Raw genomic sequence first — 12582 nt, 5'->3', positions numbered from 1 at the left:
GCGCGATTCATTCGGAGGCCTGGGGACCGCGCTGATTTTTCCTAAACCCACGAACATTCATGCCAAGCAAAATGCACTCGAGCACAATCAATCCGAAAGCATTTGTGTGCCATCCCCAGATAACCCATAACGCGTTGCTGAGGATAAACCCCCAAAAGGCAATCATGCGTCGGCGCGGTTGTTGAGAACCGATATACCAAGCTGACATGACAGTCACTACCATGGCGGGCCATTGCACCCAATCAATCAGATCCACAAGGTCACGCCCCCCGGAGGCCAGAGTCTGAACTCATGGACGGCTCGACACCTTTGTCGGTATTAGGAGGCATAAGGGAAGCCAGATAATCTCCAAATCCGCCCCGGCACTTGTAGTCTCGGCGTGCACTGGTGAGCAAAGGATTGGTGGCTGTCCAGACAATACGTGCTCCAATCCTCTCGAGGTCTGCAACCAGTTGAACATCCTCGTATGCCATCAAATGCTTGAACCCACCAGCGTTCCGATAAGCCTCGGCACTCAGGTCGAGATTGGCCCCATGGATATGGCGATGGTTCTCGATGAACTGGTACAACGCCAGGTCTTGAGTGCGAACCGTCTCGCCGTATTCTCTCCAGCTGTCGACCTCAACTGTTCCACACACCGCGTCAGCGTCAAACTCAATCTGACGCGCTAGCCAATCGGGCGGTACAACGGTATCGGCATCCGTGAAAGCAAGCCACCGTGCACCAGCTTTCAGTAACTGCTCAGCACCTACAGCTCTCGTCTTACCCACGTTTTGAAAGGAGACACCAATCGACTGTATGCCCATCGCCGCGACCATTGCCTCCGTGCTATCTGAGCAGTCATCCAAGACGACAAGTATCTCGACCAACCGATCTTTTAGCGACGGGTGTTCAACCGCGAGGAGTACGGACTCAAGGCATTGGCTGATATAGCGTTCTTCGTTATGAGCAGGTATCACGATCCCTATCATTTTCTCTCCCTTACCTCGCGACGTGTGCCCAGCAATCGACACCGCCCTGATAAGGAAGGTTTAAAGAATCTATCGTAGCGAGAGCAGCTCCATCTAAAGGAACGTTTCGGAGGGCCATTATCCTGCCAGTATTTACGCCGCGGCATTCTGAACTAGCCTTGTCGTGTTTAGGCTTTTAATCCGGAGAACTGATGGACACGCTAACCAAAGTGGAGGTTGAAGCAGCCCTTTCCGCTCGCCTTCCTAACTGCGCAGTTCACTGTGCGTTCAATCCCGACGGCAGCCTTTCGGTGACCGTGACGGCACACGATGCTGATCAGTTCACCATCGCCAATATCAATCGCGCCCACTATCACGGGGAATCAGGAATCAATAGGCTCATACGGGAAATACTGGAAGAAATGGTCATATCGAGACAGTCTTCCAGGCGCTCATCTGTGGGGTAATAAACAGGAATTCATATGCCGGACTCTACTGAAGCGACGATGCATTCAATCAAAATTGAATACCTAGTGGACACGCTGTTCGGAGTGAATCCACTCGCAAGCGAGTGCAGAGCACGCATAATACGCAAAGCGTCTGGATTACAGCTGCAACTCGCACTGCCGTGGCCTAGCGAGCTACAACACGCCCACACACTTACCTTCGAATGGGAGGGCGGCTCCTACCGTGGGGTGGTGCACCACGTTGAAAAACTTCCCAGTGGAGAGCTGCTGTTGGACGTCGCCCCATAAGCTCAGTCGTGATGGCGGAGAAGGTGGAAATTGCGCCTGCCGCTGCTGTTACGCCGAGGGGTCACGCTTCAGATGGGCTTTGGCTTCCAGCACGGCCCGGGCATGCGCCGAATCAGCCAGCCGTTTGAGTTCCTCACATTGGTCCCAATCAATGACACCGCCGCTTAACAGCGCTTTGGCACCGTCCAGCAGAGCACGGTGGTAAGCATCCGGAGAAGTGGCGCGGTACGCGTAGTCGTTCAACGCCTTGTACCAAGCTTTGAGCTCGGGTCGTTGGGGTAAGTGGCTCATAATGCTCATCCTGTTTGGAGCAGGGTTTGTCTTTTCGCCTATTTCTATGTGAGAGCGTCGTCGACCTGAATGTTCAAACACAATCACCCCAAAGCCCCGCTATTCAGCATTGGTGGATAGCGCTGCACGCCACTCGTCGAGGGATATGCAGAGCGTTAAAACTTTATCTACCGTTGCACCCTCCCATTTGTGAAGAGAAAAGAATTTGCTCCTAGATAAGTCGATATGAGTCGATTCAATTGAATCCGAAAGTGTGAACGCTGCGTGGAGATGACAATTATGAACCTGCGTCTACCCATGTTTTTGATGTTGTGCTTTACCTTTTCAAACGCCTTGGCTGCGGCGTGTGATGTCTACACGCACTCTCGGAGCGATCAAGTACCTGTGGTTGAACAGCACACCTGCTACACGTACGAAGGCGTGCCTTCCGACGCTATCGATTGGTCGTGCAGCAACGAAAACAAGGACATGATGAACACAAAAAAAACCAAGATCGCTCAATGCGCCGGCGACTATACGGCCAGTTGCAAGGCAACACTCACACAGGAGGCACTTGCGAATCCTCATGCAACCGCCAAAGTTCCTGGCCACGCAGGCGCGATGCTTCCCAGCAACGCTGGGGTGGTGACTTATCACTATGCCGCACAGGACCTTAAGCAAGCCAAAATCGATTGTGAGAAAGACGGCGGGCAGTGGACGTGGCAGTCAGCTAAATAACCGGATTTCAAATGGCGCATCCCATATGAACGGCTTTGAGAATGGTACAACTGCGTCAATACCGCTTATGTTTAAGCGCGGTGATACGGTGCCCAATAACCCGGACCTGCCCGTACTTTTTTATTCAGAGGCCCTGTCCAAGCCCTTCGACGACCCTGCGGCACTCTTTGAAGCAATGTTCGCCAGCCAAGGTTGGCCACCTCAGTGGCGTGATCGGATCTACAACTATCATCATTACCATACACAGGGGCACGAAGTGCTGGGTGTCGCAAGCGGCCATGCTCAGCTGATGCTAGGTGGCGAGCACGGGCAGGTTCTGAACGTGAGTACAGGCGATGTGTTGCTGTTGCCGGCAGGCACCGGACATTGCAGTCTGAGCGCCAGTAGAGACTTCCTCGTAGTAGGCGCGTATCCGCCAGGCCAGCATGCGGATATCTGCCGCGAGGCGCCCACCCAGGCACAATTGAGAAATATCGAACGGCTACCATTTCCTGATGAGGGGCCAGTAACGGGCGATCAACGTGTTTTTCGCAGGCTGTGGGTCAGAGATCGCTAAGCGCCCTCTCCCGCCATGGCTAGCTGGTGAAAATGCGGCAATGATTTCAGGGCATGGAGGGATGCCGCCAATTGGACCTCCTCGCGCGATCCCATGAACCGTTCCTTTCGACTGAACACGCTCAGACCTCGCCCTACTCGATAGGCCCAGGCAAAACACACAGTTCCAGGAGGTATTCCATCGACCACATCAGGACCGAGTATGCCTGTGGTCGCGACGGCTACATTTGCCGGGCTGTCGTCCAGCGCCCCGAGAACCATCTCCCGAGCAACCTCACAACTCGTGAGATTAAAAGTATTTATGGTGTACGCGCGTACTTTTAGTAGTCGCTGCTTCGCTTCTGGCGAGTAGACAACATAACCACTCTCAATACATGCCCCCCCTCCGTCGACCTCGGAAAGCAACGTGATAATTTTTCCCGCGGTACAAGACTCGGCCGTCGCAATGACCAGTCGGTTGCGTTTGAGGTACTCCACGATAGAAGTGGCGACTAACATGATAATTGCTCCTGCGCGCGAGCGATTGCGCTATCACCCGTTCCAAAAAACGACCTTTCAGATCAATCAACGTTCAAGTGAAAGTGTTTTGAACGTGCACGGTGTCAGGATTTCCAACGTCTACAGAGTTGAACCTGACGTTCACGATTTCAGCTTGAGAGAAGGCAAGAGGGTGGAACCTACGGCAATGATTACCAAGACAACCAGAATGGCCAAGTCATGCTCCTTGGCGGCAACCTTTACCCTGTTAAGCGCCTGCGCTGGCAACGATTCTCCCTCGAACGTGGGGGCACCCGGTAAACCCACCACTTCATCTACCCGAACCCTGGAAGCCGGTGCAGCCCTGCTCCAATCTCGTCCGCCTGTTGATGCATTGAACGCCTACCTGGACGGTTTTCACTTTTATAACGGCCATCCTGAGGTGCAGATGGAAGCGCATCACTACTGTGCGATTCTCAATGAAGAGGTGATTCAATGCGTGATCTACGACGGCAATCGCAAGGATGCAAAGTTGATGGGCGTGGAATACATCATCAGCGAGCAGTTATTCACCTCACTGCCTACCCCTGAAAAGGCGCTGTGGCACAGCCACGTGCACGAAGTGAAATCAGGACAACTGGTCGCGCCGGGAATCCACGAAGTGGCGGAGCACGCGTTGATGGAAAAACTGGTGCATACCTACGGTAAGACTTGGCATACCTGGCATACCGATCTCAACAAACGCCTGCCGCTGGGTGCGCCGCAACTGATGATGGGGTTTACCACCGATGGCCAGGCCGACCCTGGGATGGTCGCCGAGCGAGATAAGCGGATGGGTATCGACAGCACCGAAAAGAAGAAGACACGCATCGATATAGTTGCGCCACCCATCGCACCGGGTGCGGACGCATGGCAACAGGGCACCGTTATTCAGATCACCGATCCGACTGTAACGGCCCATCAGCACTGAACGCACCACTCAGTCATTTGGATTGAACGATCATTTGCTGGCCCTTCTCTATCGCAAGACCAGCGATAGGAGGATGTCATGATGATTGATTCAGCAACCGGAATGAGTCCTGGCGAACGATACGCAGTGGAGAGCCTGGAGCGAACAAGGAGCTTTTGCGGTTTTTTCCTGGATGGAAAATATTACCTGGGTCCCGAACTCTTGACGGCTGTCGGGTGGCTTGAGGGCCAGACATTTATTTACGACGAGCTCGACGCCTTAGGCGACCCGGTATTCCCCGACCGTGTCGCTGGCACGATTGAAAACCTTACCCTCGTACTGGCCGACGGTGCCCGTTTGAAACTCCATCCGATACCTGTTCATGTGCCCGAGGATTTGCCTGCGCGCGCGCCTGTAATGGGAAAAAACAATGGCCAGTTACACGGCAAAACGGTGGTGATCACCGGCGCCTCAAGCGGCATAGGTCGTGCTGCTGCTCACGCATTTGCAGAACAAAGTACCCGGCTAGTCTTGGCGGCTCGTGATGAAAAGGCGCTGGCAGAAGTGGTCGAGGAATGTGCTGTACGCGGCGCGCAGGCGATCGCCGTTAAGACCGATGTGACACATGGCGACCAAATGCGCGCGCTGGCGGAAAAGGCTGCAGCCTTCGGAAATGGCCGCATCGATATCTGGATCAATAACGCCGGTGTAGGGGCCGTCGGAAGCTTCGAAAACACGCCTTTGGAAGCACACGAACAAGTACTGCAAACAGACCTGCTCGGTTACCTGCGTGGCGCCCACGTGGCGTGGCCCTATTTCAAAGCCCAGAAAAGCGGGATTCTGATCAATACACTCTCACTGGGAAGCTGGGTCGCCCAGCCTTTTGCCGCCGCGTATTCAGCCAGTAAATACGGTCTGCGTGGCTTGACCGAAGCACTGCGCGGTGAATTGGTCGGCTACCCGAATATTCATGTGTGCGACGTCTATCCCGCCGTGATGGATACACCGGGCTTTCGCGATGGCGCAAATTTTACCGGCCATGCATTGACGCCGCCGCCACCGGTCTATGATCCGCGTCAGGTGGCGCGGGCGATGGTCGCTTGCGCGCTGCAGCCGAGAAACAGCACCACTGTGGGTGCCGCCGCAACCATCGCTCGAGTCGCGCATTTTTTGATGCCCGCCTTTCCCCAGGTATCCGGCTGGCTGACCCGCACCGCCCTGCAACGGGCCCCCCACTCAGCGACTTCGTCGGGAAACCTGTTTAGACCCGCCAGCGGCGAGCGCCGCATTGAAGGCGGGTGGCGGCAAACACGCCGTACATCGTATTGGTTGGTTGCAGCAAGCGCAGCGTTGTTACTCGGCGGTGTGGTCATTGCTCGCAAGCATTCAACAAACAACAAGCCGCATAACTGAAATGGGGGGCAGCCGCCCCGTTTAAATGAGGTAAATCAGCATGTCTTACAACTTCCAAGGTAACGCGAGCGTAATGACTGCCTCTCGTCATTTGGGCACACCCTCGGATGAATGTTTGAATGAGTCAGCAGATATCCATTTGAGCAGCAGTGGAAAACCTACGATTGCGCGTTTGGACTTCGACAAGCCACTGGATTGGCCGGGTAATCCTAACTTTGTCGCAGTCCATTTACCCGATGGTTCCACCGTGAGTGGCGTCATCGTCGATATAGATCGGCCCACGGATGCGCCCGGCTGGGTCACGTTTACAGTAGATGATTGAGGTGTGATAAGCGCCGGAGCTCATCCATCGAATTGTCGGACAATTTTTTTGAATTTTTTTTGACGTCAAATATCTGTAATTCATGAGCATAAGGAGGTCTCATGAAAGATAACAATCTATTTACCATCGAGTATCAGCTTCACGGTGAACCGAAGTCCTTCGTCGTGCGCGCGTCGCAAATGAACAATGCCGAGGCTTGGCATTGGGCCAGCTGCGATGCAGGTGTTGCCGTCATACCCAAATTTGGCCAACACACACTCAAGCGTGTTTCCAAGCCGATGGCGGAAAAATACGGCATCACGCAAGTACGCTGGTGCGCCGCGACGCAGGTACAGTGGGCGGAGGGTCTCGCATGATGAACAGCCAGACGCTTGGTTATACGATGAGACAAGCACGCGATGATGAGGTCGCGCGAAATAACGAGATGTTTTTTGAAGCCGACCGACTGGATGCGCAAGCGTACAAAATCATCGAGTCCTACAGCGGCGACGCGCAGACGTGGGCGCGCTTCATCGAAGCGAAGAAAGCTGCAGATGCACAACGCACCGCCGCTTACCAAGAGTGGATGCGCATCCATCGTACAAAGCGAAGATAGCCGTCAGCCCTGTCGAAAACAGGGCTGACGCCCGGTCAAGTATCACGCCCCTGACTCAGGGTCTTGTGAAGGCCCGCCAGGGGCGACGCCGCCTTGATCGACGTCCGCCTCCCAGGGACGGTCGACCGTCGGGTCCTCCGATTTGTCGTTGCGCTTTGCCGCGGGCCGCACCTTTTGCCCGATTTGCCCCGACGTATGGGGTTTGGATGGTGGGTTCATGACGCCTCCTCAATCACTGATATGCAGCACGACCTTCCCGTGCACATGCTCATTGGCCAGGTAATCCAGCGCCTGCACCGCAGCCTCCAACTCGAATACCTTGGCGAGGTAGACCTGCACATTGCCGGCCTCGATCAATCCGGCGATCTCTGTCAGCTCCTCGCCACGTGGCGCCGCGGTAAACCGTGCTCCGGTCTTGCCGGCTGCCTGCGGATGGCTGGCGTCGGGCATCGTCAGGGTCGACACCAGTCGGCCCCCCTCCCCCAGCACTTGCCACGAACGCGCCTGGGTGTCGCCGCCGATCAAATCAATCACCAGGTCAAACTCCTTGCAAATGTCCTCAAAACGCTCGGTCTTGTAGTCGATCGCGCGGTCTGCCCCCAGCTCGCGCAATAACGGCAGGCTGTCCGTGGACGCGGTGGCGTATACCTCGGCACCCTTGACCTTGGCAAACTGCACGGCCAAGTGGCCCACTCCACCGGTCCCGCCATGGATCAGGACCTTCTGCCCCTGCTCGATCTGTCCGTGCTCCACCAGGGCCTGCCAAGCGGTATGGCCCGCCAACGGTATGCCAGCCGCGACCGGCCAATCCAACGCATGAGGAATACGCGCCAGATGCACCGCCGGTACCCGCGAATACTCGGCATAGCCACCGTCGGCGCCAATCATCGCAAACACCCGATCGCCCTTCTTGAAATCGCTGACGCCCTGCCCGACTTTTTCTACCAGGCCGGCGACTTCACGGCCAAGGGTCAGCGGGAGTTTGTCCTGCTTGACCTCCGGGTATTGGCCTTCACGAATCTTGTAGTCCACTGGGTTGATGCCCACGAAAAAATTCTTGACCAGCACCTCGCCTGCCAGAGGCTCCGGCACCTCGACGTCACAAAACCGCATGACCTCGGGGCCGCCAAACTGCTCAATCCTGATTGCTTTCATGTTACGCACCTCGTTGTCTGTTCAAAGCACACAGGGGTGTGGAGGACCGTCGATGTCCAGGGGTTCACTTGATGTCGAGCAACACTGACAAACGGCAGCTTCCACCCACGAATCCACTCGAACCTTTGCGTCTACCGGCCCGTCCCAACTGTATTCAGCCAAGACCCGGGAGTGCCTGATGCTTATCTACCCCAAAAGCCATTTCCAGCCTTATACCAATGCCTGCGGCGGTTGGGGTTCGGCCAAGTCGGTGATGCAGATCCTGTGGCGCGAACAAGCGCTGGCCAAGGCGCCCGCCGCGCTGTTCAAACAGAACAAGCCCGACGGGTTTGCCTGCGTCAGTTGCGCCTGGGCAAAGCCCGGCCATCCCCATGCGCTGGAGTTCTGTGAGAACGGCGCCAAGGCCACCGCCTGGGAACTAACGTCCCTCAAGACAGACCCGGCGTTCTTTGCCGAGCACAGCCTCAGCGACCTGCGTACCTGGCCCGACTATGCGCTGGAGCAGCATGGCCGCCTGACCCACCCGCTACGCTACGACCCCGACACTGATCATTACCGGGAAACCTCCTGGGAAGAGGCCTACCGTGAAATCGGCGCCCAACTCAAGGCCATGGACCCCGACAGCGTGGTGTTCTATGCCTCCGGGCGGGCGTCGCTGGAAACCTCGTTCATGTACCAGTTGTTCGCGCGCGCCTACGGCACCAACAACCTTCCCGACAGCTCCAACATGTGCCACGAGAGTACCTCGGTAGGGTTGCAGGAAAGCATCGGCGTGCCGGTGGGCACCGTGACCCTGGCAGACTTCGAGCACACCGATTGCCTGTTTTTCTTTGGCCAGAACGTTGGCAGCAATAGCCCGCGCATGCTGCATCAACTGCAAGACGTGCGTCGACGCGATGTGCCTATCATCACGTTCAACCCCTTGCGCGAGCGCGGCCTGGAGCGTTTCGTCAACCCGCAATCCCCCACGAAAATGCTTACGCCCGACTCGACCTTGATCAGCACCCAGTACCATCAGGTGGCAATCGGCGGTGATACGGCAGCGATCACCGGCATCGCCAAGGCGTTGCTGGAAATGGATGACCTCGCCACCGAGCAAGGCAGCCCGGCGGTACTCGATCATGACTTCATCGCCGGCCACACCGACGGCTTCGAAACCTTCACCACCTATGTCCGTGGCTGTGCCTGGCCAAAGTTGGAGCACCAGAGCGGGCTGACGCGCGGCGCACTGGAAGCCGCCGCGACCGTGTATGCCCACAGCCAACGCGTGATGTTCATCTACGGCATGGGGCTGACCCAGCATCGACAGGGCGTGGCCAACGTGCAGATGCTGGTCAACCTGCTGCTGCTGCGCGGCAATATCGGCAAGGCCGGTGCCGGGATCTGCCCGGTGCGCGGCCACTCCAATGTGCAAGGCCAGCGCACGGTGGGCATTACCGAAGACCCGAAAAAAGTACCGGCGGAGTTGATCGAGCAGCACTTCGGCTTCAACGTGCCAGAGAAAATGGGCGTGTGCACGGTGGATGCGTGCGAAGGAATTCTCAGCGGCCAGGTGCGCGGTTTTGTCGGCCTGGGCGGCAACTTTCTACGGGCAATTCCGGACACCTCGCGCATGGAGCCCGCCTGGCAAGGGTTGCACCTGAACGTACAGGTCGCCACCAAGCTCAACCGCACGCACTTGCTGCCGGCGCGTCACCAGTGGCTGCTGCCATGCCTGGGTCGCATCGAAATAGACCGGCAAAATGGCGTGGCGCAAACCTACACCACTGAAGACAGTACCGGCTGCATCCACAGCTGGCGTGGCAGCAGCGAGCCGGTCGGCCCTCATGTGCGCGCCGAAGCCAGCATTGTCGCCGGGCTGGCCATGGCCACCCTCTCCCATCCCTGCAACATCGATTGGCAGGCCTGGAGCACCGACTACGCCAAGGTCCGCACGGCCATCGGGCAGATCTACCCGCAGATATTCCACGACATGGAAAGCCGTATGACCGAGCCTGGCGGCTTCCATCGCCCGATTGCCGCCGCGCAGCGCAAGTGGCTGACCCCGAGCGGCAAGGCGCAGTTCGTCAAGCCCGTGACCCTGGCCGAAGATGACGATGTAAACCTTGCACAACCGGCACGGGATGTCCTGCAACTGATGACGCTGCGCAGCAACGATCAGTTCAACACCACCATTTACGGTTATGACGATCGCTTTCGCGGGGTCAGCGGCACGCGCGAGGTGATTTTCATGCACTGCAACGACATCGTGCGCCTGGGCTTCATGCCCGGCGCGCAGGTGATGTTGACCACTGCCATCGAACCGGAGGTCAAGCGCCAGGTCGGGCCATTCGAAATCATCGCCTACGACATTCCCGAAGGCTGCGCCGCGGCGTACTACCCCGAATGCAACCCGCTGGTGCCGCTCTGGCACCACGCTGAACGCAGCAAGGTGCCGGCCGCCAAATCGGTGCCGGTGCGGCTCAGCGCGTCGCCGACTCACCCAGGATGAACACCACCATTACCAGCAACCACAGCAGGTACACCCATCCAAACAGGCGTACCCAGCCGCGGTGCCGGTAAAGCCCTAAATAGAACAGCAACAACAGCAGGAACTGGCCGGCGGCGGCGAGCATGATCACGCTGCCGAACCGGGGCTGATAGCGAACGCACAGTATCTGCACGGCCAGCAACAGCAGCAGCGCCCCATAGACTTTCAACGCGCCCGCCTTGCTCATCTCAACGCCCCACCAGGTAGAGAGTGGGAAACAACAGGATCCAGATCCCGTCCACCAGGTGCCAATACAGGCTGATCATTTCCAGGCGCATCGCGCCCTGATGAGGTGCCAACCGGTCGCGTTTCAACGCGCTGTACAGCCACAGGGCCAGGCCAACGGCGATCAACACATGTAGCCCGTGCAACGCCGTGGCGATGAAGTACAGGTTCATGAACAACTGCGCCGACGGCGCCTGCCAGGTTGAGTGATCGCTAAAGCCGGGCAGCACGCCTTCGTGGATCTCCAGGCCGTATTCAACACCCTTGCAGCCCAGGAACAACACGCCCAATACGGCCGCACCCAGCAGACACCAGCGCACCCGGCGCGGCTCGCTGACGGCCAGGGTCATCAACAAACTGCTGGTCAACAACAGGACTGTATTGCCCGTCGCCAACAGGTAATGCAGGCCCGCTACGGCCTCCGCCACCCCGCTCGGATGACGCAGCCGAAAAAACCACGCCACCATGATCAGGCTGCCGAACATCATCGCTTCGCTGGCCAGGAACAGCCACATGCCCAGGCGGGCGGCCTCGCGTTGCTGGGCCCAGGCCACGAACGGGTCGGCGGGCCTCTCGTCAGAGCGGATCACGGCGGGCCCCTGGGGAATAATCGTAGGCCTCGAAATCCACCGTCACCGGCGCTTCGAAGTTGTGCAGCGGCGGCGGCGAAGCCACGCGCCACTCCAGCCCGGCCGCCTCCCAGGGATTGATCGGCGCCCGCTCGCCCCAGCGCAGGGAGCCGAGCAGGTAGAAAAACGGCAACACGTAGGCCAGCGCCAGGATCGATGCGCCGGCCGATGACATCACGTTGAGGAACTGAAAGTCCGGGTCGTAACTGTGGTAGCGACGCGGCATGCCCAGGTAACCCAAAAGGAATTGGGGGAAAAACGTCAGGTTGAAGCCGCAGAAAATCAGGATCGCGGTGACCTTGCCCCACAGTTGCGAGTAAAGACGGCCGGTGATCTTCGGCCACCAAAAATGCAAGGCCCCGAAGTACCCGGCCACGGCGGCGCCGACCATGATGTAGTGGAAGTGCGCGACCACAAAATAGGTGTCATGCGCATGCAGGTCGGCGGCCAGCAGCGCGAGGAACAGCCCGGTGACGCCGCCGACGATAAATAACCCGATAAACGTCAGCGCAAACAGAAACGGCGCATGCAGGGTCAAGTCGCTCTTGTACAGCGTGGCACTCCAGTTATAGGCCTTGATCGCCGACGGAATCGCCACCAGAAAACTCAACAATGAGAACACCAGGCTGGCATACATCGACTGCCCGGCGACAAACATATGATGGCCCCACACTAGAAAGCCGATCACCGCAATCGCCACGCTGGACCAGGCGATAAAGCGGTAGCCGAAAATGCGCTTGTGCCCTGCCGCCGTGATCAACTCGCTGACCACCCCCATGGCCGGCAGAATCATGATGTACACCGCCGGGTGGCTGTAGAACCAGAACAGATGCTGGAACAACAGCGGGTCGCCGCCCAGTTTCGGGTCGAACACACCGATGTTGAACAGGTGCTCGGCGGCCACCAGCACCAGGGTGATCGCCAGCACGGGCGTGGCCAGCACCAGAATGATCGAGGTGGCGTACATCGACCAGATGAACAGCGGCAAGCGCATCCACGTCATGCCCGGCGCACGCAGG

At 57.8% G+C, this 12582-nt stretch carries 17 protein-coding genes; 9 read left to right on the top strand and 8 right to left on the bottom strand.

Going from position 1 to position 12582, the window contains the following annotated elements:
• Nucleotides 1–7: 7 nt before the first annotated feature.
• A complete protein-coding gene (locus tag DYL59_RS31805) occupies nucleotides 8–256 on the bottom strand; it encodes a hypothetical protein (protein ID WP_073637661.1) in 249 nt (82 codons plus the stop codon).
• Nucleotides 257–260: 4 nt separating this feature from the next.
• The gene (locus DYL59_RS26340) at nucleotides 261–971 is read right to left on the bottom strand and encodes a glycosyltransferase family 2 protein (protein ID WP_135291774.1); all 711 of its coding nucleotides are present in this window, start codon (nucleotides 969–971) and stop codon (nucleotides 261–263) included.
• 191 nt (nucleotides 972–1162) lie between these two features.
• On the opposite strand from DYL59_RS26340, the gene DYL59_RS26335 reads away from it, so the two are divergent.
• Nucleotides 1163–1417 carry a hypothetical protein gene (locus DYL59_RS26335; protein WP_045792168.1) on the top strand — a complete coding sequence of 85 codons (255 nt, stop codon included), beginning with the start codon at nucleotides 1163–1165 and terminating at the stop codon, nucleotides 1415–1417.
• Nucleotides 1418–1753: 336 nt separating this feature from the next.
• Here DYL59_RS26335 and DYL59_RS26325 read toward each other — a convergent pair whose 3' ends face one another.
• Entirely contained in the window at nucleotides 1754–1996 is a 243-nt protein-coding gene (locus DYL59_RS26325) for a hypothetical protein (protein ID WP_232920625.1), read from the bottom strand.
• Nucleotides 1997–2275: 279 nt separating this feature from the next.
• Here DYL59_RS26325 and DYL59_RS26320 point away from each other — a divergent pair, with 279 nt between their 5' ends.
• Together DYL59_RS26320 and DYL59_RS26315 are read left to right on the top strand one after the other, a co-directional pair.
• Nucleotides 2276–2713: a hypothetical protein gene (locus DYL59_RS26320; RefSeq protein ID WP_135291773.1), complete on the top strand. Its 438-nt coding sequence runs from the start codon at nucleotides 2276–2278 to the stop codon at nucleotides 2711–2713.
• Nucleotides 2714–2738: 25 nt separating this feature from the next.
• Nucleotides 2739–3269, top strand: coding sequence for a cupin (locus DYL59_RS26315; protein ID WP_238340767.1), 531 nt, complete (start codon nucleotides 2739–2741; stop codon nucleotides 3267–3269).
• Here the strand turns inward: DYL59_RS26315 and DYL59_RS26310 are convergent.
• Entirely contained in the window at nucleotides 3266–3766 is a 501-nt protein-coding gene (locus DYL59_RS26310; protein ID WP_135291772.1) for a CinA family protein, read from the bottom strand. The genes DYL59_RS26315 and DYL59_RS26310 overlap by 4 nt on opposite strands.
• A gap of 187 nt (nucleotides 3767–3953) precedes the next feature.
• Here DYL59_RS26310 and DYL59_RS26305 point away from each other — a divergent pair, with 187 nt between their 5' ends.
• The 5 genes from DYL59_RS26305 (at nucleotide 3954) to DYL59_RS26285 (ending at nucleotide 7024) form a co-directional block, all read left to right on the top strand.
• On the top strand, nucleotides 3954–4715 hold the full coding sequence (locus tag DYL59_RS26305) for an OBAP family protein (RefSeq protein WP_135291800.1): 762 nt from the start codon (nucleotides 3954–3956) through the stop codon (nucleotides 4713–4715).
• An 81-nt stretch (nucleotides 4716–4796) separates the two neighbouring features.
• Entirely contained in the window at nucleotides 4797–6107 is a 1311-nt protein-coding gene (locus tag DYL59_RS26300; protein WP_135291799.1) for an SDR family oxidoreductase, read from the top strand.
• Nucleotides 6108–6147: 40 nt separating this feature from the next.
• Nucleotides 6148–6429: a hypothetical protein gene (locus DYL59_RS26295; RefSeq protein ID WP_135291771.1), complete on the top strand. Its 282-nt coding sequence runs from the start codon at nucleotides 6148–6150 to the stop codon at nucleotides 6427–6429.
• Between the two features lie 101 nt (nucleotides 6430–6530).
• Nucleotides 6531–6785, top strand: coding sequence for a DUF6555 family protein (locus DYL59_RS26290; RefSeq protein WP_135291770.1), 255 nt, complete (start codon nucleotides 6531–6533; stop codon nucleotides 6783–6785).
• Nucleotides 6785–7024, top strand: coding sequence for a hypothetical protein (locus DYL59_RS26285; RefSeq protein WP_104996130.1), 240 nt, complete (start codon nucleotides 6785–6787; stop codon nucleotides 7022–7024). The genes DYL59_RS26290 and DYL59_RS26285 overlap by 1 nt, the downstream gene beginning before the upstream one ends.
• A 228-nt stretch (nucleotides 7025–7252) precedes the next feature.
• Here the strand turns inward: DYL59_RS26285 and DYL59_RS26280 are convergent, their stop codons facing one another.
• Entirely contained in the window at nucleotides 7253–8179 is a 927-nt protein-coding gene (locus DYL59_RS26280) for an NADP-dependent oxidoreductase (RefSeq protein ID WP_135291769.1), read from the bottom strand.
• A 178-nt stretch (nucleotides 8180–8357) separates the two neighbouring features.
• On the opposite strand from DYL59_RS26280, the gene DYL59_RS26275 reads away from it, so the two are divergent.
• Nucleotides 8358–10670: an FdhF/YdeP family oxidoreductase gene (locus tag DYL59_RS26275; protein ID WP_135291768.1), complete on the top strand. Its 2313-nt coding sequence runs from the start codon at nucleotides 8358–8360 to the stop codon at nucleotides 10668–10670.
• Here DYL59_RS26275 and DYL59_RS26270 read toward each other — a convergent pair.
• The 3 genes from DYL59_RS26270 to DYL59_RS26260 all read right to left on the bottom strand — a co-directional run.
• Entirely contained in the window at nucleotides 10642–10896 is a 255-nt protein-coding gene (locus tag DYL59_RS26270) for a hypothetical protein (RefSeq protein WP_027616419.1), read from the bottom strand. The genes DYL59_RS26275 and DYL59_RS26270 overlap by 29 nt on opposite strands.
• Before the next feature lies 1 nt (nucleotide 10897).
• Nucleotides 10898–11524 carry a cytochrome c oxidase subunit 3 gene (locus DYL59_RS26265; protein ID WP_027616418.1) on the bottom strand — a complete coding sequence of 209 codons (627 nt, stop codon included), beginning with the start codon at nucleotides 11522–11524 and terminating at the stop codon, nucleotides 10898–10900.
• Nucleotides 11511–12582 (bottom strand): cytochrome c oxidase subunit I (locus DYL59_RS26260; protein WP_135291767.1); only part of this gene is annotated, 1072 nt, incomplete at its 5' end. The genes DYL59_RS26265 and DYL59_RS26260, both read right to left, overlap by 14 nt.

Origin of the sequence: Pseudomonas kairouanensis (genome assembly GCF_004682055.1) — a bacterium.
Classification (GTDB): Bacteria; Pseudomonadota; Gammaproteobacteria; order Pseudomonadales; family Pseudomonadaceae; genus Aquipseudomonas; species Aquipseudomonas kairouanensis.
Note: the sequence above shows the minus strand (reverse complement) of the source record. Positions and strands in the feature narration are given on the sequence as shown.